Origin of the sequence: Nonomuraea cypriaca (assembly GCF_015645445.1) — a bacterium.
GTDB lineage: Bacteria > Actinomycetota > Actinomycetes > Streptosporangiales > Streptosporangiaceae > Nonomuraea > Nonomuraea cypriaca.
Genome location: NZ_JADOGI010000167.1, coordinates 1 through 23,218, shown reverse-complemented (window position 1 = coordinate 23,218; position 23,218 = coordinate 1). Strand labels below are relative to the sequence as shown.

At 68.7% G+C, this 23,218-nt stretch carries 19 protein-coding genes and 2 tRNA genes; 7 read left to right on the top strand and 14 right to left on the bottom strand.

The features are described from left to right. Positions 1–627 precede the first annotated feature (627 nt). On the top strand, positions 628–1,026 hold the full coding sequence (locus tag ITP53_RS39025; protein ID WP_195900492.1) for a hypothetical protein: 399 nt from the start codon (positions 628–630) through the stop codon (positions 1,024–1,026). A 256-nt stretch (positions 1,027–1,282) separates the two neighbouring features. On the opposite strand, the gene ITP53_RS39015 is transcribed toward ITP53_RS39025, so the two are convergent. The 9 genes from ITP53_RS39015 to ITP53_RS38975 form a co-directional block, all read right to left on the bottom strand. Next, entirely contained in the window at positions 1,283–1,954 is a 672-nt protein-coding gene (locus ITP53_RS39015; RefSeq protein WP_195900490.1) for a response regulator, read from the bottom strand. Next, on the bottom strand, positions 1,951–4,461 hold the full coding sequence (locus ITP53_RS39010; RefSeq protein ID WP_195900489.1) for a sensor histidine kinase: 2,511 nt from the start codon (positions 4,459–4,461) through the stop codon (positions 1,951–1,953). The genes ITP53_RS39015 and ITP53_RS39010 overlap by 4 nt, the downstream gene beginning before the upstream one ends. A 93-nt stretch (positions 4,462–4,554) precedes the next feature. Further along, positions 4,555–7,146 carry an ABC transporter substrate-binding protein gene (locus ITP53_RS39005; RefSeq protein WP_195900488.1) on the bottom strand — a complete coding sequence of 864 codons (2,592 nt, stop codon included), beginning with the start codon at positions 7,144–7,146 and terminating at the stop codon, positions 4,555–4,557. A 149-nt stretch (positions 7,147–7,295) separates the two neighbouring features. Next, positions 7,296–7,372: transfer RNA gene (locus ITP53_RS39000), tRNA-Met, on the bottom strand. Positions 7,373–7,513: 141 nt separating this feature from the next. Continuing rightward, positions 7,514–7,590 (bottom strand) — tRNA-Met (locus ITP53_RS38995). 56 nt (positions 7,591–7,646) lie between these two features. Then, a complete protein-coding gene (locus tag ITP53_RS38990; protein ID WP_195900487.1) occupies positions 7,647–10,616 on the bottom strand; it encodes a UPF0182 family membrane protein in 2,970 nt (989 codons plus the stop codon). 129 nt (positions 10,617–10,745) lie between these two features. Next, positions 10,746–11,792 (bottom strand): YlbL family protein, encoded by a 1,047-nt coding sequence (locus ITP53_RS38985; protein WP_195900486.1) that lies wholly within the window; start codon positions 11,790–11,792, stop codon positions 10,746–10,748. A gap of 10 nt (positions 11,793–11,802) precedes the next feature. Further along, on the bottom strand, positions 11,803–12,228 hold the full coding sequence (locus ITP53_RS38980) for a molybdenum cofactor biosynthesis protein MoaE (protein ID WP_195900485.1): 426 nt from the start codon (positions 12,226–12,228) through the stop codon (positions 11,803–11,805). A gap of 61 nt (positions 12,229–12,289) precedes the next feature. Continuing rightward, positions 12,290–13,363, bottom strand: coding sequence for an NAD-dependent epimerase/dehydratase family protein (locus ITP53_RS38975; RefSeq protein WP_195900495.1), 1,074 nt, complete (start codon positions 13,361–13,363; stop codon positions 12,290–12,292). Positions 13,364–13,493: 130 nt separating this feature from the next. Here ITP53_RS38975 and ITP53_RS38970 point away from each other — a divergent pair, with 130 nt between their 5' ends. From ITP53_RS38970 to ITP53_RS38960, 3 genes are read left to right on the top strand one after another with little or no spacing between them, the layout of a single operon-like run. Next, the gene (locus ITP53_RS38970; RefSeq protein ID WP_195900494.1) at positions 13,494–14,699 is read left to right on the top strand and encodes a zinc-dependent metalloprotease; all 1,206 of its coding nucleotides are present in this window, start codon (positions 13,494–13,496) and stop codon (positions 14,697–14,699) included. Further along, positions 14,696–15,256 (top strand): NUDIX hydrolase, encoded by a 561-nt coding sequence (locus ITP53_RS38965; RefSeq protein ID WP_195900484.1) that lies wholly within the window; start codon positions 14,696–14,698, stop codon positions 15,254–15,256. Before ITP53_RS38970 ends, ITP53_RS38965 begins: the two co-directional genes overlap by 4 nt. A 38-nt stretch (positions 15,257–15,294) precedes the next feature. After that, positions 15,295–16,281 (top strand): endonuclease/exonuclease/phosphatase family protein, encoded by a 987-nt coding sequence (locus ITP53_RS38960; RefSeq protein WP_195900483.1) that lies wholly within the window; start codon positions 15,295–15,297, stop codon positions 16,279–16,281. On the opposite strand, the gene ITP53_RS38955 is transcribed toward ITP53_RS38960, so the two are convergent. From ITP53_RS38955 to ITP53_RS60650, 4 genes are all read right to left on the bottom strand, one after another. Next, on the bottom strand, positions 16,268–16,852 hold the full coding sequence (locus ITP53_RS38955) for a hypothetical protein (RefSeq protein ID WP_195900482.1): 585 nt from the start codon (positions 16,850–16,852) through the stop codon (positions 16,268–16,270). The two genes, ITP53_RS38960 and ITP53_RS38955, sit on opposite strands and share 14 nt — an antisense overlap. Further along, positions 16,849–17,364 carry a M48 metallopeptidase family protein gene (locus ITP53_RS38950; protein WP_328817182.1) on the bottom strand — a complete coding sequence of 172 codons (516 nt, stop codon included), beginning with the start codon at positions 17,362–17,364 and terminating at the stop codon, positions 16,849–16,851. Before ITP53_RS38950 ends, ITP53_RS38955 begins: the two co-directional genes overlap by 4 nt. Positions 17,365–17,431: 67 nt before the next feature. Continuing rightward, entirely contained in the window at positions 17,432–18,214 is a 783-nt protein-coding gene (locus tag ITP53_RS38945) for an enoyl-CoA hydratase/isomerase family protein (protein ID WP_195900481.1), read from the bottom strand. Next, positions 18,211–18,957 carry a hypothetical protein gene (locus ITP53_RS60650; protein WP_195900480.1) on the bottom strand — a complete coding sequence of 249 codons (747 nt, stop codon included), beginning with the start codon at positions 18,955–18,957 and terminating at the stop codon, positions 18,211–18,213. Before ITP53_RS60650 ends, ITP53_RS38945 begins: the two co-directional genes overlap by 4 nt. On the opposite strand from ITP53_RS60650, the gene ITP53_RS60645 reads away from it, so the two are divergent. From ITP53_RS60645 to ITP53_RS38925, 3 genes are all read left to right on the top strand, one after another. Beyond that, entirely contained in the window at positions 18,880–20,172 is a 1,293-nt protein-coding gene (locus ITP53_RS60645; RefSeq protein WP_328817189.1) for a hypothetical protein, read from the top strand. The two genes, ITP53_RS60650 and ITP53_RS60645, sit on opposite strands and share 78 nt — an antisense overlap. A 73-nt stretch (positions 20,173–20,245) precedes the next feature. Beyond that, entirely contained in the window at positions 20,246–21,580 is a 1,335-nt protein-coding gene (locus tag ITP53_RS38930; protein WP_195900478.1) for an ABC1 kinase family protein, read from the top strand. Between the two features lie 237 nt (positions 21,581–21,817). Beyond that, complete coding sequence (locus ITP53_RS38925) at positions 21,818–22,027, top strand: hypothetical protein (protein ID WP_195900477.1); 210 nt, start codon at positions 21,818–21,820, stop codon at positions 22,025–22,027. A 200-nt stretch (positions 22,028–22,227) separates the two neighbouring features. Here the strand turns inward: ITP53_RS38925 and ITP53_RS38920 are convergent, their stop codons facing one another. Next, positions 22,228–22,857, bottom strand: a complete 630-nt coding sequence (locus ITP53_RS38920; RefSeq protein ID WP_195900476.1) for a TetR/AcrR family transcriptional regulator — start codon at positions 22,855–22,857, stop codon at positions 22,228–22,230. Between the last annotated feature and the right edge of the window lie 361 nt (positions 22,858–23,218).

Below are 23,218 nucleotides of genomic sequence, written 5' to 3'. Positions count from 1 at the left end.
AGCACGCCGCCAGCGTTCGTCCTGAGCCAGGATCAAACTCTCCAAAAAATGCCTGGAGGGAATGAAAATCCCAACCTTCAAAAGGAATCCGTCAAACCAATGACGGGGTCATACATGTAAAACATGCCCTGGCTTTTAACACACTGTTGAGTTCTCAAGAAACGGACGCGTACACCCTCACCGGAACTTTCACATTCCCGCTCAGGGGCGTTCATTTCGTTGTGCCTTAATCTTCCCAGCCGTTCAAGTCTCTGTCAAATTGACCCGACTCGCACAATCTGCGGAAATTAAGCCGCGCCCCTTCCGGGACAACCCCTCTAACTTACCAGCCCATCCGGACAGATGCGAACCGTCGTGGATGGATCCAGAAGGAAGTGGATTTGCCGGGCATCCTCAGGAGTTTCAGGAACCCCTCGGCCGCCCTGCGCGAAGCAACTCTAGCAGCCCTTGGCGCCCACTTCGCGCCACTCAGGTAATCAGGAGGTCGTTCCCTCACCACCTGTCGCTCAAACATCTCCAGCCGGCGCGCCGGGACGACGCAGCCAGTCAACCCGACGGCAAGTCATCCGCAATCGCCTCCAGGTATGAAGTACCCACGAGCAGACTGCGCTCTCGGAGGTGTCCGCTATGACCCGCTCGGAGTTCGATGACATCCGTGCTTTCCTCGCCGACGAGGCGACCCCTCCTGGAGACCTGCTGAGAGTCGCCAGGACTCTGATCGACGATCTGGAACACACCCGAATGCGCGAGGCCGTTCTGCGTACCCACTATCTGCGGCTGCTCACGGCGGCGCGGGCGAGTGCGGCGGCCGAGACCGTGGGCGCGCAGGATCCCTTGGCGTTCGTCCGTCATGAGCTGGCCGAGCGCGGCCAGTTGCCCGAGGACGGCGAGGCCGTGCAGCGGATCCTGGCCGACGCCCGTACGGCGGCGGCGCTGCTCGCGTGCCTGGAGGACGCCGCTCCGCAACGGCCGCGTGGACAGCGCGTACGCCGGTGCGTCGGCATGGGGCGGACGCTCCCCAGATAAGCCCACCTTGTTGCGGCTCGCATACCTGGTCTTGGCGGGCAGGCTGCCAGACTTCGCATATGTGGCAACGGGGGTTGAACTGGGCAGCAATTCTCCTGGTTGGGATATTCGCCCTCTTGTGGGTTGGTGTCACCATTTATGCTGACCAGTCATCTCCCCTCTGGATGCGCATCATCCAGGTGGTCTTCGGGCTGCTGCTGCTCGGCTGGGCCACGCAGAAGGCGATCGCGCTGATCAGGCGGGCGGAGAGCGCCGATCAGGACGGCTGAAACCGGTAGCCCATGCCGGGCTCGGTCAGCAGGTGGACCGGATGAGCCGGGTCGCGTTCGAGCTTGCGGCGGAGCTGGGCCATGTACTGGCGCAGGTAGTGCGTCTCCTTGAGGTAGGAGGTGCCCCAGACCTCGGTCAGCAGCTGGCGCTGACTGATCAGTTTGCCCGGGTTGCGGAGCAGGATCTCAAGGATGTGCCATTCCGTGGGTGTCAGGCGTACCCCTCCTGAGATCGTCTTTCCGGCGAGGTCGATCACGTGGTCGCCCACGCGTACCGAGGGGAGCTCCTCGTCGTGCCGGCCTGTGCGGCGGGTCACCGCGCGGACGCGGGCGAGCAGCTCGTCGATGCCGAACGGCTTCGTCACGTAGTCGTCGGCGCCGGCGTCGAGCGCGCCGACCTTGTCGGAGCCGTCGGCGCGGCCGGACAGCACGATGATGGGTACGGACGTCCAGCCCCGCAACCCTCTGATGACCTCGACGCCGTCGAGATCGGGCAGGCCGAGGTCGAGGATGACCAGGTCGGGATGCCAGTCGGCGGCCCGGCGCAACGCCGTGCCGCCGTCGGGGGCCACCGCGACGTCGTAGTGCCTGGCCGCCAGGTTGACGCGGAGGGCACGCAGGAGTTGCGGTTCGTCGTCCACCACGAGCACGCGCGTCATGACGCGCTCCGCAGCGAGACGGCCATGGTCAGTCCCCCTCCAGGCGTGTCCTCCATGACCAGCGTGCCACCCATCGCCTCGGTGAGGCCACGCGCGAGCGCCAGGCCGAGCCCCACCCCGGTGTGGTTGTCGCGGTCACCGAGACGTTGGAACGGCATGAACACCATTTCATGCGCTTCGGGAGGAATGCCGGGGCCCCGGTCTACCACCCGGATCTGCACGTCCTCGCCGTGCCGGCTCGCGGTGACGAGCACGCGCTCGCTGTCGGGGGTGTAGCGGACCGCGTTGGCCATCAGGTTGACGAGCACGCGTTCCAGCAGCGCGGGATCGGCCGTGATCTCGGGGAGTTCGGGCGGGATGTCGCCCTCGACGCGGTCGCGTACGGGGCCGAGGTCGTCGATGGCGCGCGGCAGGATGTCGCCGATCGCCACGGGTTCGAGGGTCACGCCGAGGACGCCGGCCTGGAGGCGGCTCATGTCGAGCAGGTTGGAGACGAGCCGGTTGAGCTTGATCAAGGACTCGTCGGCGGTGGCGAGCAACTCGGTGCGGTCGTCGTCCGACCAGGCGATCTCGGTGTTGCGCAGGCTCTCGACCGCCGCCATGGCGGAGGCGAGCGGTGTGCGCAGGTCGTGGCCGACGGCGGCGAGCAGGGCGGTGCGCATCCTGTCGGCCTCGGCCAGCGGTTTGGCCTGCTCGGCCGCCTCGCGCAAGCGCTGCTGCCGCAACGCGACCGCCGCCTCCGCCGCGAACGCCTCCAGCACCCGCCGGTCGCTGGCGTCCAGCAGCCGGCCCCGGGCGGCGAGCACGAGGCGGTCGTCGATCACCACGTCGGTGTCGGCCAGGCCGGGGCTCGTGCTCGGCGGCCCACCCGACGTGGAGACGATCCGCCAGTCCCCGGGGACACCGCCGTCGGCGCGTTCGAGCAGGGTCACCGAGGTGAGGCCGAACATCTCGCGTACGCGCGCCAGCAGCGAAGGCAGTGCCGACTCCCCGCGCAGCACGTGACCCGCCAGCGTGGACAGCACCTCGGCGTCGGCCCGCGAGCGCGCCGCCTCCCTGCTGCGCCTGGCCGCCAGGTCGACGACGGTGCTCACCATGGCCGCCACCAGGACGAAGATGGCCAGCGCGAGCATGTTCTCCGGCTCCGCGATCGTCAGGGTGTGCAGCGGCGGCGTGAAGAACCAGTTGAGCAGCCCGAACCCGAACACCGCCGCCGTCAGGGCCGGCCACATGCCGCCCGCCAGGGCTACGCCGACGACGAGCAGCAGGAAGAGCAGGATGTCGCTGGGCAGCATGAAGTGCAGCGGCCGGAGTGCGGCCGTCAGCAACGGCATCCCGAGCAGCGCCAACCCCCAGCCGAGCGCCCGCCGCCTCCGGGTAAGCGCAGCCGTCGACCGTACCTCTGCGCGCCCTGGCCTGGTCGCCTCGTGCGTGACCATGTGCACGTCGATCGATCCCGACAACGCGGTCGCCGTCACCCCGACGCCCCGAGAGAGGAACTGTGCGATCCGTCCCCTTCTGGACGCGCCGAGAACGAGTTGGGTCGCGTTCACGCCACGGGCGAACTCCAGCAGCGCCCGCGGCACGTCGTCGCCGACCACCTGGTGGTAGGTGCCGCCGAGGTCCTCGACCAGGGTGCGCTGGCGGACCAGGGTCGCCGGATCGCCGCCCGATGACAGGCCGTCGGCTCTGGTGACGTGTACGGCCAGCAGGTCCGCGCCCCTGCTCCTGGCGGCGATGCGCGCGGCCCGCCGGATCAGCGTGTCGCCTTCTGGGCCGCCGGTGAGCGCGACCACCACGCGTTCGCGCGCCTCCCAGGTGCCCGCGATGCCGTGGTCCGCGCGGTAGCGGTCGAGTTGCTCGTCCACCTTGTCCGCCACCCAGATCAGGGCGAGCTCCCGCAGGGCGGTCAGATTGCCGACGCGGAAGTAGTTGGCGAGCGCGGCGTCGACCCTTTCCGCCGGGTAGACGTTGCCGTGCGCCATGCGGCGGCGCAGCGCCTCGGGCGACATGTCCACGAGCTCGATCTGGTCCGCCCGGCGTACGACCTCATCGGGTACGGTCTCCCGCTGCGGCACGCCCGTGATCTGCCGCACGACGTCGTTCAGTGATTCGAGGTGCTGGATGTTGACGGTGGAGATGACGTCGATCCCGGCGTCGAGGACCTCGTCGATGTCCTGCCAGCGCTTGGCGTTCGCCGAGCCGGGGACGTTCGAGTGCGCGAGCTCGTCGATCAGGGCGACCGCCGGGGCGCGCTCGATGACGGCCTGGACGTCCAACTCGGTGAAGGTGGCGCCCCGGTGGGTCAGGGTCTTGCGCGGCAGGGTCTCCAGGCCCTCGAGCAGGCGGGCGGTCCGGAGGCGGCCGTGGGTTTCGACGAAGCCCACGACCACGTCCTTGCCGCGGTCACGCCCCCGTCGCGCCTCGCTGAGCATGGCGTACGTCTTGCCCACCCCAGGCGCCGCGCCGAGGTAGATGCGCAGCCGCCCGCGGGGCCTGCCCTCCATTCCTCCAGGTTAAGGCTGGTACGGCGGCGCGACGCCCCAGCCCCGGTGCGGCCGGCGAACGCGGCCAGGCGTGAGCAGGCTGTCACCACCGGGCTAGCGGCCGCAGCGGGCGTCCGAGCCTTTCGGGCGGCAGACCCGCTCCAGCTTCAGCTCCTCCCCTGGAGCCACGGACATGAGCCACAGCGTCCGGTCCTGCGCGTTGTGCGGCTCCCGCGCCGGCAGGAAGGTGATCGCGCCCGTGGCTCCCGTGACGTTGAGGCCCCGCAGGTAGTCCTGGACTCCCGCGCGGACGTCCATGCCGTCGCCCTGGCTCTGGATCCCGTCGAAGGCGCTGGTGACGGCCAGCGCCCCGTCGTGCGCCAGCATGGCGTGGTCGGGAGGCAGCGGCACGGGCGCCGGGTCGCCCTCGCCCACGCTCTTCCCGCGCTCGGTCTCCACCTCCTTCATGGTCCGCTGGACGACCCTTCCGTAGGAGGTGCCGGCCTGGGCGCTGGCGCCCGTACGCGGATCGCTGAGCGAGATGAAGCGCAGGTCCACGTTGTGCCCGTCCTGGTCGCGCGTCACCTCGGTCGCCACCGTGCTCGTCACGTCGTCGCCGGACAACACGATCACGCCCTTGTCCGCGCAGTAGCTGCCCCACGCCTCCTTCAACGCCGGATAGAGGTCGCCGCGGCCCGTGTAGAAGAGCACTTCGACGCCTTCCCCGCAGGCCGTCTGCGCGGCCTTCTTCAACTCCATGCCGTTGGAGAAGCCGTACCTCTCGGAGGAGCGGACCGGGTATCGCTTCGCGAACTCGTCGGCCAGGTCCACGCTGTAGATCTCCTGCGGGTCGTCCTGCCACAGGATCCCCACCCGCGGATTCTTGCGCGGCTCGCCCGTGGTCACGGGCAGGCCCTCGGCCAGCCAGTGCGCCGCGGCGAGCGCCTGCATCGAATTGGCCGGCGCCAGCCGGTAGAAGTACGGCGACGCCTCCCCGTCCACCTCGGGCAGGCGATCGGCGGTCGCGGTCGTCGCGAGCGCGGGCAGTTGCACCCCGCGCAGAATGCCGAGCGCCTCCCTGACCTCCGTACGGCTCCAGCCCAGCCCGAGGACGGCGGCGATGGAGCGATCCCAGGCCGCCCGTTCGACGATCGCCCTGGCCGCCACCTCGGCACGCTCGTAGTCCTGCCCGGGGTTGGCGAACTCGACGTACATCCGCCAGTCGCTCTTCTGCCTGTTGTAGTCGCGTTGCCTGGCATAGACGCCGGTCAGTTCGGCGGCCGTGCCGACCAGGGTGTTGCCGGGGTCCGCGACGGCCGGGCGGCGGGTGAGCTGCCCGAAGTAGATGAGCCTGAAGACCTTGGCGTCCGCGGCGATGGCGTTGTTCTCCGCCACGATGAGGTTGAGGATCGGCGCGAGCGCGGGATCGAAGTTCTCGGTGGCGGTGCTCAGGCCCACGCATTCGCCGTTGAGCGCCGACAGACCGGCCTCGCACGGGCGCAGCACCACCCATCCGCCCACCCCGAGGGGCGCGAGAATGGTCGCCGCGACCACCAGCCAGTAACCGAGGGGGCGCAGCCGCCGGATGGCGCGCCGCTGCAGCGGCTGCAGGTCGGCCGGGTTCTCGTGCACCACGTCCGTGTCCACGACCAGGTACGGGCACGGCGCCACCCGGACCGCCGCGGCCGCCCACTCGTCGTACGCCTGGAGCAGATCCGTCCTCGCCGGGTCAACCCGTGCCGCCGCCGGATGGTCTTCGGCGCACAGATCCGGGGGCAGGGTGTCCGCCTCCACGATCACGAGCAGCGGCACCCGGAGCCCCGTGTCGGTGAGGATCTTGTGCATGACCCTGAGGAATCTCGTCCGCTCCTTGTCGCCGTCGACCTCGCCGAGCCTGAGCACGGCGTAACCGCCCCGCCCCCAGCCCGGCCACGGGCGTCTACGGCTGTAGGCCAGCCGGAGGTCCTCGATGAAGGCGAACATGAGCAGCCGGTCGACCGTTTGCGAGTCCGGCAGCTCCGCGACCCTGCGCAGGTAGCTCACCAGCGACTCGCGATCGTTCCGCTTGACGTACGGCTGGTCGTAGAACCAGCCGTGCCGGTAGGTGCCGCTGGACCAGAAGCGGGCCATGAGCTCGGCGGCCAGGAGCGCGAGGAGTATGGATCCCACGAGGATGACGGCGTTGATCGCGCCCGCGGTGTCCAGCCACGCGGTGAGCAGCACGGTGACCAGCGCCGCCGCGATCGAGGAGCCGCCGAGGAAGCGTACGAAGAATTCGAGCCGGCCGCTCAGGGAGCGCAGGGGAGCGCGTCGCCGCCGCCATTCGCGCAGGCCGTCCTCGTAGACGGAGTCCAGGGCGCGCTGGGAACCGTTGCCCCGGTCGTTCGTCGTCCTGCCCTGGGCGTGCTCGTCGTGGATTCTCAGCGTCCGCAGGATGATCTGGGTGAGCGGGAACCGCGGTGCGGGCAGCAGGGAGCCGGGGACCTTCGCGCCGAGGTCGCCCTTCTCTCCCGCGGCTCGGTCGATCAGCTCACGGAAGGTGGCGGCCTGGCCCTCGTGGTCGGCGCTCACGTCCGCGTACGGCACCTCGGTGGCGATCGCGCCCGCGAATATCCTGACCTGCGCCGCGCGGTCCCTGCCGGTGAAGACCACCGCGGGAACGAATGTGCTCTTCCGCCAGACCGCCGGCCGCCGGGCCATCTTCATCGCCAGAGACCGTAATGGAGACGCGCTCACGGTAACCCCCCATGGTCGTTCCCTTGAATAGGGAACGCAGCCCGGGTGCGGGAAGTTCGCGAAATATGGCGGAAAACGACGAAGACCCGGCTTCCGTTTCCGGATTCCGGGCCCTGTCTTGGTAGCGGGGGCAGGATTTGAACCTACGACCTCTGGGTTATGAGCCCAGCGAGCTACCGAACTGCTCCACCCCGCGTCGGTGTGTGTTTATAACTATACCCCCTCCCGAGAGGAGGTTGCGCCATCATTCAAGATCTCAGTGCCGGGTCGCCGGAAAAAGCGTGCCGAGCTGCCGGAAAAGCAGAAGACCCGGAGGCTGAACCTCCGGGTCTTCATCTGGTAGCGGGGGCAGGATTTGAACCTGCGACCTCTGGGTTATGAGCCCAGCGAGCTACCGAACTGCTCCACCCCGCGCCGTCTTGCTGTAATACAAGCCTATCGGTGACGCGGGGCGGGCGCAAACCGCTTGGCTAAGGCGTGCCCTCCGCCGGTGTGTCCGTGGGCGGTGGCGACGCCGGCGGCGACGCCGTGGGTGATGCAGGAGGCGAGGCGGGCGGTGACGCCGGCGGGGAGGCCGACGGGGAGGCGGTCGGCGACGCCGTGGGCGCGGCCTGCCGGTTGGCCGCGTCGATCGCCGACAGCGCGTCGGCCAGCCGCTTCTGCGCGTCACCGTAGGCGTCCCAGTCCGGCGGGCTGGCCTGCAGGGCCTTCTCCGCGTCCTGATAGGCCTTCTGGGCGTTGGAGACAGCCGAGTTGAGCGCCGCGTTGGCCTGGTTGGGCGTGGCCTGCTCTTCCTCGCTGGGCTGTTGTTGTTGCTGCTGTTGCTCGTCGCCGAAGACCAGCTGCAGCCCTTCCTCCAGCGTGTGCCCCACACCGATCTTGCTGCCGAACGACACCAGCACCCGCTGCAGGATCGGGTACGGCTCCTGACCGCCGCCCGCGGCCACCTGGATGTACACCGGTTCGATGTAGACCAGGCCGCCCGCGTACGGGAGCGTCAGCAGGTTGCCGTAGCGGACCGACGAGGCGCCGACGCCGAGCAGGTTGAGCTCACCCGCGAAGCGGCTTTGGAAGGCGTTCTGCGCCTGACCTGGGCCGGGGATGGGGCTGCTCGACGGCATGCGCAGGATGCGCATCCGGCCGTATTCGGAGCCGGCCGCGGAATCGACCGACATGAACGCCGCCAGGTTGGGCCCCTGCCGCGGCACGAACGTCGTCGTCAGTGAGAACGTCGGCGTGCCGCCCGGCATCGTGGTGGTCAGGTAGTAGGGCGGCTGCTTGATGTTCCTGTCGCCCTGCGTCGGGTCGCCGGGGACGTTCCAGAAGTCCTGGCCGCTGTAGAAGGCGGCCGGGTCGGTGATGTGGTAGCGCGACAGGGTGTAGCGCTGCACCTTGAACAGGTCTTCCGGGTAACGCACGTGGCTGCGCAGGTCGGCGCTCATCTCCGAGGCCGGCCTGATGATGCCGGGGAAGGCGCTGCTCCAGGTCTTCAGCACCGGGTCGTTGCTGTCCCAGCCGTAGAGCCGGACCGTGCCGTCGTAGGCGTCGACCGTGGCCTTGACCGAGTTGCGGATGTAGTTGATGTTGTCGCGCGGCTGCTGGGCGATCACCCGGCGGTCGGTCGAGGTGTCCCGCGTCATCTCGCCGAGGCTCTCGCTCTGCGCGTACGGGTAGTCGTTGGACGTCGTGTAACCGTCCACGATCCACTGGATGCGCCCGTCGACGATCGCCGGATAGGGGTTGCCGTCGAGCGTGAGGAAGGGCGCGACCTTCTGAACCCGCTCCCGCGGGTTGCGGACGTAGAGGATCTTGGAGTTGTCGTTGACGTCGCCCGAGAGGAGGATGTTGGCCTCGCCGTACTTGGCGGCGTAGAGGAGCCTGTTGAAGAACGACCCGACGGGCACGCCGCCGTTGCCGGTGTAGGCGGTGTTCTTCTGGCCGGTGCCACCCGTCTCCGGGTAGTCGAGCTCCTGCGGAGCGTTGGGGTTGCCGCCGGCGATGACGTAGCTGTTGCTGTTGGGAGTCGAGGACTCGCCGTAGTAGACGCGCGGCTCCTTCAGCATCGACGACAACTCGCCGGTGACCGGCATGTCCTTGGCGTCGTACGCCGGCAGGCCGCCCGAGTCGACCTTGTTGCCCGGCGCGGCGACGAAGCCGTAGCCGTGGGTGTAGACGAGCGCGCGGTTGATCCAGTTGTTCTGGGCCTCCGGCGGGCCGGTCAGCTCGCGGACGCCGACGATGTGGTCGACCAGCTTGCCGGTGCTGTCGGGGTAGCGGTCGACGTCGAGCGGGTCGGCGAAGCTGTAGAAACCGCGGATGCGCTGCGTCTGCTCGTACGTCGAGGAGACCAGGGCCGGGTCGAGCAGGCGGACGCCGGAAACCGAGGTGTCGCCGTTGGTCGTCTGAACCTTGGCGGGGTCGGCCTGGGCGTTGTAGGTCTCGACCTCGGTCTTGTCGACGTTGTACGACTCCCGCGTCGCCTGGATGTTGCGCTGGATGAAGGCGGCTTCCTTGCCCTGCTGGTTGGGCTTGACCTGGAACTGCTCGACCAGCGCCGGGTAGACGCCGCCGATCAGGATGGCCGAGAGCACGAGCAGGCCGAAGGAGACGCCGGGCAGCATGCCGCCGGAGCGCACGACACCGGCGAAGAACAGGGCGGCGCAGATCAGCGCGATGACCGCGAGGATCTGCTTGGCCGGCAGGACGGCGTTGATGTCGGTGTAGGAGGCACCGTGCACGAAGCCGCGGTCGGAGAAGACCAGGCTGAACTGGTCGTACCAGTAGGCGACGGCCTTGAGCAGGACGAAGATGCCCAGCAGCACCGACAGGTGCGTGCGGGCCGCCTTGGAGGCGTGGACGCCCGGCGACTGCAGGCGGAACCCGCCGTAGAGGTAGTGCGTGATCGCGGCCAGGACGATCGAGATGATCACCGCGGTGAACAGGAAGTTCAGCACCATCCGGATGAAAGGAAGGTCGAACATGAAGAACGAGATGTCCATCCTGAACTGCGGGTCGACCTTGCCGAACGACGCGCCGTTGATGAACTGCAGCCACGTCTGCCACTGCCCCGAGAACGAGGAGCCGGAGAAGAGCGCGAGCAGTCCCATGCCGACGATGAAGATCAGCTTGCGGTGGGGGTCGAGCGCCATGCGATAGCGGTCGGCGCCGCTGCCCCCGCCGAACATCGCGGGGCCGAACATCGGCCGCATCCGGAAGGCCAGCAACATGTTGCCGCCCGCGATGCCGACCATCAGCACCGCTCCGACCAGGAACAGCACGATCTGGGTCAGCACCACACCGGTGAAGATCGACGTGTAATCGACCGCGTTGAACCATAGATAGTCGGTATAGATGCTGGAAAAAAGAAAGAAAAGCGCAACGATCGCCACGAGAGCGATCGCCACAGGCAGAAGCAGTCGCGGTCGGCGGGGCAAGCGCATCGCCCTGCCGGCTCCTGGGGTCCGGAAGCTCAAGGCCAACCCCTCGTCGTAATGAAAGAACGGTCCGTGTCTGGCAACCTACACCGCGGTGCCAGCCCTAGACCTAACGTACGGGCATCGCCAGAAGTTTCATCCAGCAGCACATGCGGGCACGTTTCCCTGCCCGTTGCGCAGCGCGTCGAGCGCCAGCACGGCGTCGTGCAGCGTGTCGGCCTTGACCAGTCGCAGCCCGTCGGGGACGGATTTCATGGCCTCGGCGCAGTTGTCGGGGGGCGTCAGGAAAACGGTCGCGCCGGCGTCGCGGGCGCCCACCATCTTCTGCGGAATGCCACCGATCGGGCCGACCTCGCCCTTCGGGTCTATCGTGCCGGTGCCGGCGATCTGCTTGCCGCCGGTGAGCTCGCCCGGCGTGAGCTTGTCGAGGATGCCGAGCGAGAACATCAGCCCGGCGCTGGGACCGCCGACGTCGCCCACGTTGATGTCGACGTCGAACGGGAACTTGTACATCGCCTGCATGCGCACGCCCACGAGGCTCTGCCCCTCCGGGTCCGCCACCGTCCGCACGGTGACGTCGAGCTTGTCCTTGCCCCTGGCGATGGTGAAGACCACATCCTCGCCCGGCTTGTGCGCCTTGACCATGTCGGCCACGACGTCGACGTCCTTCGCCGGCTTGCCGTCGACCGCGGTGATCTGGTCGTCCTTGCGCAGCTTGCCCTCGGCGGGCTTGCCCTTCTCGGTGGACACGATGGTCACGACCATCTCGTACGGGATCTTGAGCTCGGTGAGAGCGGCGGCGGTGGCAGAGTCCTGGGAGTTGGTCATCTCGACCGCGTTCTCCTCCTCGACCTGGCCCGGATCGCTGTTGGGCGCGAAGATGGTCTCCTCGGGGACCACCGCGACGGTGGGATCGATCCAGCCGCGCAACGCCGTCAGCAGGTCGATCTGCGCGGCCGGGCCGCCCTGGTATGCCACCGTGACCAGGCTCAGCGAGCCGCTGGTCGGGTAGGTCTCGCGGCCCTTGATCGAGATCACCGGCTTCTTCTCGACGTCGCCGATCGTGTTCTCGGTCGGGCCGGGGCTCAGCACGACGTACGGGACCGGCCGGAACGCTCCCACCACGCCGAGCGCGAGGACGAGCAATCCCGCGAGCAGAAGGGTCAGAGCGCGTCGAGACATGATGATGAGCTTATTCGCAGGCGCCGACCCATTCGGTCCCACCATCGGCGAACACCTGGTTTTTCCAGATCGGGACCTGTGCCTTGAGGTCGTCGATCAGCCTCCGTGAGGCCTTGAACGCCTCGTCCCTGTGTGGCGCGGCCACCGCCACGATGACGGCCGCCTCCCCCAGCTCCAGGTCACCCACCCGGTGCACGGCGGCGATCGCCGTCACGGGGAAGTCGGCCGCGACCTTCTCGGCCACCAGCAGCAACTCGGCCTCCGCCGAGGGGTGCGCAGAGTAGGAGAGCTTGACCACCGGCTTGCCGTGGTCCTGCTCGCGTACGGTGCCCACGAAGAACGCGGTGCCGCCCGCGGCGTGGTCGCCCACGGCGGCCAGCACCTCGTCGACGGACAGCGGGGTGTCACGAATGCCGAGCAACCGGATGACGTCCACGGAAAAAGCCTACTTAATGTTCGCGCTTCGATGTTCCCGGCCTCGATGCCGGCGAGCTCACTTATTGGCGGCGCTTCCTTCTGACCTGGCGGACGATCGCGGCGGTGCCGATGACGGCGACGGTCGCGCCCGCGGCCGTGAGCGTGGCCTCCTTGACGGGAAGGCGCCTGCCGACCACGGTCGTCCTGTTCGCGCGCAGCTCCAGGAGCTGCGCCAACGCGGCCTCGTTGGTCCAGGAGGGCTTCCAGCCCGCCTCGCGCAGCGCCGTGCAGTCGACGACCCACGGGTAGACGACGTAGTGCAGGTCGGTCGCGGGCGCCGGGGTGATGCCCAGCCGGTGGAGCCGCTGCGCCGTGCCGAACGTCAGCCCCGCGGGCAGCTCGAACCCGCGCAGCCCCGACAGCTCCTCGACCTGCTCCTGCTCCAGCCAGCCGTCGGAGCCGACCGCGACAACGCCCGTGACGAGGCCGCGTGCGGCCAGCTCGAGCGCCGAGATCAGGTCCTCGATGTGGCAGAACTGCCAGTGCGAGCTGCAGCCCTTGACGGTCAGCAGCCTGGGCGACTCGAAGTGGCGGGTGATCACCGTGTCGACGCCCGGGCCGACCACCGCGGCCGGGCGCAGCACGGTGACCTCCAGGCCTGGGTGGCTGCGCAGCGACCTGCGTACGAGGGACTCGATCTCCAGGTAGTCGCCGACGACGCCGGTGTCGGGCTCGGCCGCCACCGGGGCGTCCTCGGGCAGGGGGACCTCGTTGTCGGGCGCGGCGCCGTAGACCATCGCGCTCGTGACCAGCACCACCCTGCGTACGCGCGCCGCGGCGCTGGCGGTCAGCACCGTCTGGGCGGCACGCAGGTTGTACGCCCGCCGCTCCCCGGGATCGGAGTCGACGGCGTAGTCACCGGCCAGATGGACGAGCACGTCGATGTCGGAGATCCGGTTCGCCAAGAGCGGATCTCGTACGTCGATCACTCTCCATGTGGCTTCCTGAACATCGCCGCGCTGCTCATCGACGGCCACCACCCTGCGGAAATCCGCGGAGGATACGAGCCTCGCGAGCAGCTCGCGGCCTAGGCCGGAGGCCGCACCTGTGACGGCGACGACGGGTCGGCGCGGGCGTTTCGAGGTAGGCACCAGGTCCTCACTTTGCACTGATCCGCCGTAGGACGACTAACGTGGCGGATGTGGACTCCTCCATCCTGCACGAGGTAGAGCGGTGACTGACCTGCCAGGTCGCGAAAACGACCCCAACGAAAACCCGTTCGCCATGTTCGGCAACCCTGAGCAGATGGCTCAGGCGATGCGCCAGTTCGCCGACATGCTGTCGGCGCCCCAGGGTTCCGGCCCTGTCAACTGGGACATGGCCAAGAACATCGCCCGCCACGCCGTGGTCGCCCAGGGCGACCCGAGCGTCATGGAAGGCGAGCGCCGCCAGATCGTCGAGGCGCTCCGCCTGGCCGACCTGTGGCTCAACGAGGCGACGACGCTGCCGAGCGGCGTGTCGAGCCCGCAGGCCTGGAGCCGGTCCGAGTGGATCGAGAACACCGTCCCGATCTGGCGCAAACTTTGCGAACCGATCGCGGAGCGCATGGTCGAGACCATGGGCGGCGCGATCGGCGGCTCCGGCCTGCCACCCGAGGCCCAGCAGATGGCCGGGCCGCTCATGGGCATGCTCAAGCAGATGGGCGGCATGATGGTCGGCCAGCAGATCGGCCAGGCCATCGGCTCGCTGGCCCGCGAGGTGGTCGGCACGACCGACATCGGCCTGCCGCTGTCGGACACGGCGGCGCTGCTGCCCGGGGGCATCGCGTCGTTCAGCGAAGGGCTGGAGAGCCCGGCCGACGAGATCAGGCTCTATCTGGCGCTGCGCGAGGCCGCGCACCACCGGCTGTTCCAGCACGTGCCGTGGCTGCGCTCACACCTGCTGGGCGCGGTCGAGGAATACGCCAAGGGCATAACGGTCGACACCTCGGCGCTCGAAGAGCAGATCCGCGGGCTCGACATCAACAACCCCGAGGCCATCCAGGAGGCGCTGAGCGGGGGCAACCTGCTCAAGCCCGAGGAAACCGAGCGGCAGAAGGCCGCGCTGACCCGCCTGGAGACGATGCTCGCCCTGGTCGAAGGGTGGGTGGCCACGGTGGTCGACCGGGCCGCGGAAGGCAAGTTGCCCTCCGCTGTGGCGCTGGCCGAGACCGTACGCAGGCGGCGCGCCACGGGTGGTCCCGCCGAGCTGACGTTCGGGACACTGGTGGGGCTGGAGCTGCGGCCCAGGCGGTTGCGCGAGGCGGCGGCGCTGTGGCGGTCGCTGGAGAGCGAGCGCGGTGTCGAAGGTCGCGACGCGTTGTGGGGTCACCCGGACCTCATGCCGACGGCCGACGATCTCGACGACCCTGAGGCCTTCGTACGCGGTGAGGCGGCCTGGGACATCTCCCAGCTGGAGACCAAGCCGGACGACGAGGGCGACCAGAGTTGAGCCTGCGCCGCGACGCGGTGGCGGTGCTGTCCGCCTGGACCGCTCCCACGACGGAGGAAGAGGCGCTGCGCACGGAGTTCCTTGAACATCTGCGCGCACACGACGACGCGATGCTGCGGGAATGCGTGCCCGGGCATCTGACGGCGACGACGGCGGTGTTGTCGCACGACGGCTCGCGGGTGCTGCTCACGCTGCATCCCAAGGCCGGGATGTGGCTGCCCATGGGCGGCCACTGTGAGGTCTCCGACGCCACGCTCGCGGACGCCGCGCTGCGGGAGGCTTGGGAGGAGTCCGGAATCTCCGGGCTCGAGTTGCTGCCAGGCCCGGTCGCGGTCGACAAGCACGTCGTGTGGTGTCACCCTCCCCGGAGCTGGCATCTCGACGTCGAATACGCCGCCGTGGCTCCTCCCGGCGCCGAAGCCGTGATCAGCGACGAGTCGCTCGACCTGCGCTGGTTTCCCGTGGACGAAATTCCCGAGTTGTCCGACGACGCCACGCGGCGCCTGGCCGCACGTGGACGGGCCGCGCTCGGCTCTCACACGCGAGCGGTCGGTTAGAGTCCTTTGCGCCGTTCCAGAACAGGGGGGTCGCTCGCGTGGAGACTTCGGCCGTCGGTGGCACGATCGTGACGCCCGTACGCCGGCGGAGGAGGTTCCCCGGCACGGCGCTGACGTGGCTGGCGGTGACCCCGTTCGCGGCGTGGGCGGTGGCCAGGGTGGCGGGGCTGGAGCGGGGGTCGTTCCCGACGCAGCTCATGACCGCGACCCCGTACGCGGCGGCGGGTTCGCTCGTGCCGCTCCTGATCGCCGCGCTCGGACGCAAGCGCGCCGCGACCGTCGTGGCGCTGCTCACCACGGCCGCGCTGGGGTTCAGCGTGCTGCCCAGGGCGCTGGGCACGGCCTCGGCCGCGACCGGCAGGCCGTTCAAGGTCATGACGATCAACATGCTGTTCGGCCGGGCCGACACGGACACGATCATGCGGCTCGTCCGCGAGTTCGACCCCGATGTGCTGAGTACGCAGGAGCTGACGCCCGAGGCGGTCTCCGAGCTGGACCAGGCCGGGCTCAAGGACCTGATGCCGCACCGCGTGCTTGAGGACGAGTGGAGCGCCGGCGGCAGCGGGCTCTACTCCAAGCACGAGGTGGCGGAGCTGCCGGGGTTCCTGCCGCCGGTGGGGCACAGGATGCCGTCCGCCCTGGTGTCACTGCCAGGCGGGGCGCCGATCGGGTTCGTCGACGTGCATCCCTACCCGCCACTGGGGCCGCAGGTCACCGATTGGAACGCGGCACTGGCGTCGTTGCCGTCGGCCTCCGCCGACCGGGTGCGGATCCTGGCCGGCGACTTCAACGCCTCGCTCGACCACGCCGCCATGCGCGGGGTGCTGGCCCGGGGCTACCAGGACGCGGCCGACCAGGTGGGGGCCGGGTTGATACCGACGTGGCCGGCGAACAAGCGGGTGCCGCCGATCATCACGATCGACCACGTGCTGGTGGACCGGCGGGTGGGCGTCAAGGAGGTCAGCGTGCACGACGTGCCGGGGACCGACCATCGTGCCGTGCTGGCCGAGCTCATCGTGCCCTGATCAGGGCCCTGGTGTTGTCCCAGCCTTCGAGTCCGGGGTCCAGGCGTTCGACGTCGTCGCCGGTGCGCAGGCGGTGCCAGCCGGGGGTGGTGGCCACCCTGCGGGGGCCGGGTGCCTGGGCGCGTAGCGTGGCGACCACGTTCGCGTCGTCCAGGTCGGGGTCGGCCCAGGCGGGGGCGGGGAGTGCGCAGGCCAGGGCGACGGCGCCGCCGTTGTCCGCGGGGCAGATGGTGATCTCGGCCCGTCCCAGCTCCCTGAACAGCTTGCCGACCAGGAGAGGCGGCAGGTCGGGGGCGTCGGCGCTGATGACCGCGGCCTGCTCGGCTCGGATGCGGTTGAGGATCATTTTCAGCGGTTCGTCGTCTTTTATCGTGATTACTTCGGTGCCTGGCCAGACGATCTCCTCCAGGTCGGGGACGCTGGTGATCAGGACCGGGGTGACGACTTCGAGGGCGGCGACCATCTCGTACGTGTCCTCCGCGATCGCCTCAAGGAACACTCGCCGGTCGACGCCCGGCGGCGCGGCCTGCGCCATGTGCTGACGTACGAGGACCGCCGCGACGCGCGTCAACACTCCTCCGGCGCCGTGTGGGCCGCGGCAGAGAACCCCTCAAGGAACCCGCGCGCCCGCTCAGCCTTCGGATACTGCTCGACCAGCGCCCAGAACTCGGCGCCGTGGCTGGGCACGATCAGGTGCACGAGCTCGTGGATGATCACATAGTTGATGACCCACTCGGGCAGGCCCTTGAGCCTGGTCGAGATCCTGATCGTGCCGTTCTCCGGAGTGCAGGAACCCCAGCGGTGCCGCTGGTTGTCGACCCAGCGCACGCTGACGGGCTGGGGCTTGCCGTCCAGGTATTTCGCCGACAGCTCGACCGCCAGCTCCAGCAGAGCCTCGTCGGTCGGCCTGCGCCGGCTTTCCTTGGCGGCCAGCCGATCCAGCATCCGGCTCACCCACTCATCCGCGTCTTCGCCGCTCAGCCAGGCGGGCAGGAGCACGATCGTCTTGTCGCCGTCGCGGTAGGCGGAGACCGTACGCCGGCGACGAGAACTGCGACGAACCTCGACTGTCTCGGGGGGCACATATGCACGGTAGCCGAGACTGGCGAAATTCCACAGAGGGTGGACGCTGTTTCTGCTGGTCAGATGATTAAGAGCCGGTGAATTTGGGCACGCGCCTTTCCCGATGCGCGGCCAGGCCCTCCAGCAGATCGGAGGATGCCATGGTCACCGGCTGGGCCAGGGATTCCCAGCGCAGCGCGGCTTCCAGGTCTTGATGATCCTGGTTCAGGGCGACTTTGGCGAGTCTTGTGGCGATAGGAGCGTTCTGCGCGATCTTCGTGGCGATGGCCTGGACCTCCGACATAAGGTCATTTTTCGGGAAAGATTGATTTACTAGTCCTTTACCCGCCGCTTCCGCTCCTGACAGTGTGCGGCCCGCCAGCAGCATCTCCCGTGCCAGTCCAGGACCCGACCTGCTCGGGATCAGGTACGTGGCCGCCATCCCCGGATGCAGACCCAGCGACGTGAACGGGGCCATGAGCTTGGCGTCGTCGGCGGCGTACACGAGGTCGCAGGCCAGCGCCACGCACAGACCGGCCCCCACGGCAGGGCCGTTGACGGCGGCGATGGTGGGGATCTCGAGCTCCGTGATCATGAGCCAGGTGCGGTAGAAGGCGAGCATGCGGTCGCGCAGCTCGGGAACGGCCTCCGCGCCGCGCTCGCCGATCCACGACAGATCGCCGCCTGAGGAGAAGGCCGTGCCCGCCCCCGTCACGACCACACACCTCGCGTCGCGGTCCGCGGCCAGGCCGGACATGGTCTCGCGCCATCGCGCGGTCATGGCGTCGGTCATGGCGTTGCGTCTGCCGGGGTCGTTGAAGGTGATCCGTACGACTCCGTCGGGGTTGCGATCGACCAAGAGCTCGCTCATGGCGGGAAGCGTACTCGCGCCCCCTCCGCCGATCCTCGCCACCCGTTCTCACGCGGTTCCTCGTTCAGGGCCATGTGCGGGGGAATGGCTTCGAGGCCACTGCGCCAGGGAATGGCTTCGGGCCACGTGCCGGGCAATGGCTTCGGGGGCATTTGCCGGGAATGGCCGTCAGGAGGGCTGCTCGGCCCGTTATCCACAGCTCTCCTTCCCGGGGCCTTGGTTATCCACAGGCGACCCGGAACCGGCTCGGGATCTTGCTCCGGCGTGAAACCTTGACCGCCATGAGGCCACGAGTGAAGCCCGCCCTCCGGCGCATTCTCCGCGACGACCGCACCCTCCAGCTCGGCGTTCATCCCCTGCGGGCCGTCCTGATCAGCGGCCTGACACTGAAGGTCCTCCAGTGGATCGAGGGTCTCGACGGGACCCGCGATCTGGACCACGTCCTGCGTGACGCCGACGTCGCGGGGCTCGACGAGTTCCGGGCCCGCGCGCTGCTCGACCAACTCGTCGTACAGGGGGCCCTCCACGACGCGGCCACCGGTCCCGGGCCGCTCTGCGATCTCCCCCTGGCTGAGCGTGACCGGCTGAAACCGGACCTCGACCTCATGGACCTCGGCTCCACCGACCCGGAAGGCGGGCTCGCGGTCCTGGCCCGCCGGCGCAAGATGCGGGTGCGGGTCTACGGGGCAGGACGGGTGGGCGCACAGGTCGTCGCCCTGCTCGCCGCCTCCGGCGTGGGCCACATCAGGGTGATGGACCCGGCTCCGGTCCGGCCCAGCGACATCACCCCTGGCGGTCTGACCTGGTCGGAGATGGGGCTGACCCGAGAGCAGGGCGCGGTGGCGGTCGCCAGAAGGCTCACATCCGGCGGGCGCCTCACCGGCCAGCAGCCCGATTCCCGCCCGAGCCCCACTCGACAACCCCGGTCCGGGTCGACGGACACCCAGCAGTCCCGACCACGCAGCGCCACCGACTCTCCGCCCCGCGCCACCACGAACCGGCAGTCCCAAGCCCGCACCACCGCGAGTCCACAGTCCCAACCCCGTGCCGCCACGAACCCACAACCCCCACCCCGCACCGCCACCAACCCCCAGCCCGCGAGTCGGCCCCAGCCGCAGAGGACCGCAAATCCACAGCCTCAACCTCGCAGCGCCGCCAACCCGCAAGGTCAAGCCCGCAGCACTGCCAACCCGCAAGGTCGGTCCCGCTCCGGCGCACGACCGGCTGGGGGGTCGTCTTCAGCGGTTGCCTTGCCCGCTGGGTGGCAGGGCGGCCGCTCGTCCGGCGGCGTTTCCGGTGTGGTGGGCAGGCCGGGGAGAAGTCCGTCGGGTCGGACGGCGGGCACAAGGGGCGAGGCGAAGCCGGAAGAGCCGGCCAGCCGACCGGCATCCGCCGCGCGTCTCCTCGAAGAAGGGCTCGATGATGAGGTCGACGTGGGCGGTCGGCCGATCAGGTCGTGGGTGAACGCACTGGCAGGCGGCTCATATCTTGGGGACAAGTCGGATCGGCCCGATCTCGTCATCCTCGCGCCGGTCGGCCCGCTGGACGGGGTGCTCGTCAACGAGCTGATCGATCTGAAGATCCCGCACCTGCTGGTGTCGGGGTTCGAAGGGCATGGGATGGTGGGCCCGCTGGTCCTTCCCGGCGATACGGCGTGCCTGCATTGTCTCGATCTCACCCGGCGCGATCGCGATCCCACCTGGCCCATGGTCACCGCGCGACTGGGTGGCTACCCACCCGGGGAGATCGCGTGCGACGCGCCTCTGGCAGCATTGGTGGCGGCCGAGGCGACCGGGCATGCGCTTGCTTACCTGGATGGCAAGGAGTCGGTTGTGACCAACGGCACAATGGACGTTATGCCTGATTGGCACTGGAAAAAGCGGTCATGGACCATGCATCCGCAATGTCGTTGTATGCGAAACAACCCGTATTCGCTAAGAATGGGTCATGTCACCTAATCGCGACTGACGTGCTCAGGGGACGACCACGAAGGGGGGAAGCGGCATCTCTGCCGAGATTCCGCGTATCAGTGTGAGCGATCTTCCGCGCCGTGCCGTCACACGCTCCGCCAAACTGGCTGCCCTTCCGCTCGGATTCGCCGGCCGCACCGCTCTAGGACTGGGCAAGCGCCTTGGCGGCAGGTCCGCCGAGATCGTGGCGCAGGAGGTTCAGCAACGTACCGCCGAGCAGGTCTTCAAGGTGCTCGGTGAGCTCAAGGGCGGCGCGATGAAGGTCGGGCAGGCGCTGTCGATCTTCGAGGCGGCGCTCCCCCAGGAGATCGCCGGCCCCTACCGTGCCACGCTGACCAGGCTGCAGGAGGCCGCTCCCCCGCTGCCGGTGTCCACCGTGCACAAGGTGCTCACGGAGCAACTCGGGGACGACTGGCGAGAGAACTTCCTGTCGTTCGACGACAGGCCGTCGGCCGCCGCCTCGATCGGCCAGGTGCACAGGGCGGTGTGGCACGACGGCCGTGAGGTGGCCGTCAAGATCCAGTACCCGGGAGCGGGCAAGGCGCTGCTCGGCGACTTCGCCCAGCTCGCCCGGCTGGGCAAGCTCTTCGGCGCGCTGCTGCCCGGACTCGACATGAAGGCCGTGCTGTCGGAGCTGCGTGAGCGGATCGCCGAAGAGCTCGACTACTTCCGCGAGGCCGAAGCGCAGCACGCGTTCGCGCTCGAGTTCGACGGTGATCCCGACTTCCATGTTCCCGACGTGGTCGCGGCCAACGAGATGGTGCTGGTCAGCGAATGGATGGACGGGACTCCGCTGTCACGCGTCATCGCGGACGGCACCAAGGAGCAACGCGACCACGCCGGGCTGCTCTTCGTACGCTTTCTCTTCTGCTCACCCGCGCGGGTCGGGATGCTGCACGCCGACCCGCACCCGGGCAACTTCCGCATGCTGGCCAACGGCAAGCTGGGCATCCTGGACTTCGGTGCGGTCAACCGCCTGCCTGGCGGCTACCCCAAGGCGTTCGGGCAGCTCACGCGGATCTTCAACCAGGGCGACATGGAGACGGTCGTGTCGGGGTTGCGGCAGGAGGGGTTCATCCGGGAGGGCATCGAGATCGACCCCCAGGCATTGCGTGGCTTCCTCGCCCCGTACGTGGAGCCGACGGCGGTGGAGGAGTTCACGTTCAGCCGTCGATGGCTCCAGGCGCAGGCGGCCAACGTCGCGGATCTTCGACCCACCAACGTGGTACGCCAGCTCAACCTCCCAGCCTCATACGTGCTCATCCACCGGGTTCATGCGGCGGGTGTGGGGGTGTTGTGCCAGTTGGGGACTACGGCCCGCTTCCGCGATGAGGTGATCCGCTGGGTGCCCGGCTTCGCCGACGACCCCAACGACGAGCCACTGGCAATCGGCTGACGTCCCTCGCTTCGCCGCCCCCTTCGGCCCCCACACTCACCGAGGCGGATTCATGAGCTGCGGCGAGGATTGGTGGTGCTGGGGTGTCGTAGGGCTTGGGGTTGGGGGTGTCTGGCCGCTTGGGGTTCTGGGCTCCGGGGTGGCCGGCCTGGGTAATTTACTGAACCGGCTATTAGGCCCTGACTACTTTGTGTAATGCTATAGATGCAAACCGTTACTCTCTTGAGAGGATCCGCAATGCATCGACCCCTACGTCTGCTTGCCGTTGCCGCCCTGGCGTCCGCAGGTCTGTTCGCCGCCGCCTCCGCCGCACACGCCGTCGTCGATCCGGCCGTCGCCCTGGAGTGCCTGACCACCAGCGCCACCGACCTGACCAGTCTGGTGGACCCGACCGCACCTGGCGTGCCTGCCGAGGTGCCCGGCGTCAACTGCCTGAGCGGCCCATGAGCCGGTTCGCTCGTTGAGCGTACGACGCAGTGGAAAACCGGGGCCGCCAGGGCGCGGTCCCACCGGGGATCGCCGGCGTTGACAGAGCACCCTCATGCTCGGCGACCCGCCAGAACTGCTCGCAGGTGCCCTCCCCCTGGGCGGCCCGGCGAGCGGCCCGGCTGCTGGACAGATCCCCAATGTCCAGCAGCCGGTTCTATTTAGGCGAGGCCCGAAATGAGAGCACGGACACCGTCCGTGAGCACACGTTCGCCTTCCGCGCGGGAGTTCAGGAACCAACCGGGCAGCGGACTGCGCGACGAACACGTGAGCTCGATGCTGACGAGGCCGTGGATCGTGGTCCATACCAGGTACGCCGCCCGTACGGGATCCTCCGAGCAGATGAGACGGGCTTCGGCGGCGGCCGTCGTGGCCTGGGTAAGCAGGCTGAACGTGCGACCGAGAGCGTCGTTGCGCTGCTCGGGTGAGGGGTCGAAGTCGGGGAGCGGGCGCTCGAACATCAGGGCGTAGAGGGCAGGATCGGCCAGCGCGAACTCCCGGTAGCCGTACGCCACCGCCATGATCCGGGCCAGCGGGTCCGTGTGACCGTGCAATGACGTGGTCATCGCCTCGTGGAGGAGGCCACAGCCGTACCGGTAGATGGCTTCCAGCAGGCCGGAACGGCCTCCGAAGCAGGTGTAGATGCCCATCGTCGACGTGCCGGCGGCGTCGGCCACGCGGCGGAGGGTCAAGTGGGGCGCTCCCTGCTCGCGCAGCACCCGCATGGCCGCGTCGAGGAGGTCCTGGCGCAGTGCGCCGAGTTCTTTCGGGGTGCTTACGTCTCTCGGCACGTTCTCACCATATCTGGCGATAACGCGCATCATAACGATTGTTTTAGGCGCGAGGAACGAGCGTCATCACCGAGGGAAGGGCTACCGACATGCGGGTCTATCGGGTCGCCGGAGCGGCGGGGTTCGTCTGCGCGATCGTGCTCGTGGTCAACTGCGCCAGGCGCGGCGGGTTGCTGCCGGAGACGGCTGTAACGCACGCCGTCGCACCGTTCGGCGCGTTAACCGGCTTACTGGTATCAGTTACGTGGAATCAACTCCCCGTGCGTGTCCCTTCCAATGAGCTGATCTTGATTCGGTAGCCTCGCTGTCAGTCGAGGGGCGGGGGTCCTGGACGTGGCGGTGGTGCTGGAGGACAAGTGGC

Excerpts from the sequence above, each read along its gene's own strand:
- ITP53_RS39025 (WP_195900492.1), top strand. The coding sequence starts at position 628 with ATGACCCGCTCGGAGTTCGATGACATCCGTGCTTTCCTCGCCGACGAG.
- ITP53_RS39015 (WP_195900490.1), bottom strand. The coding sequence starts at position 1,954 with ATGACGCGCGTGCTCGTGGTGGACGACGAACCGCAACTCCTGCGTGCC.
- ITP53_RS39010 (WP_195900489.1), bottom strand. The coding sequence starts at position 4,461 with ATGGAGGGCAGGCCCCGCGGGCGGCTGCGCATCTACCTCGGCGCGGCG.
- ITP53_RS39005 (WP_195900488.1), bottom strand. The coding sequence starts at position 7,146 with ATGAAGATGGCCCGGCGGCCGGCGGTCTGGCGGAAGAGCACATTCGTT.
- ITP53_RS38990 (WP_195900487.1), bottom strand. The coding sequence starts at position 10,616 with ATGCGCTTGCCCCGCCGACCGCGACTGCTTCTGCCTGTGGCGATCGCT.
- ITP53_RS38985 (WP_195900486.1), bottom strand. The coding sequence starts at position 11,792 with ATGTCTCGACGCGCTCTGACCCTTCTGCTCGCGGGATTGCTCGTCCTC.
- ITP53_RS38970 (WP_195900494.1), top strand. The coding sequence starts at position 13,494 with ATGTTCGGCAACCCTGAGCAGATGGCTCAGGCGATGCGCCAGTTCGCC.
- ITP53_RS38945 (WP_195900481.1), bottom strand. The coding sequence starts at position 18,214 with ATGAGCGAGCTCTTGGTCGATCGCAACCCCGACGGAGTCGTACGGATC.
- ITP53_RS60645 (WP_328817189.1), top strand. The coding sequence starts at position 18,880 with ATGCGGGTGCGGGTCTACGGGGCAGGACGGGTGGGCGCACAGGTCGTC.
- ITP53_RS38925 (WP_195900477.1), top strand. The coding sequence starts at position 21,818 with ATGCATCGACCCCTACGTCTGCTTGCCGTTGCCGCCCTGGCGTCCGCA.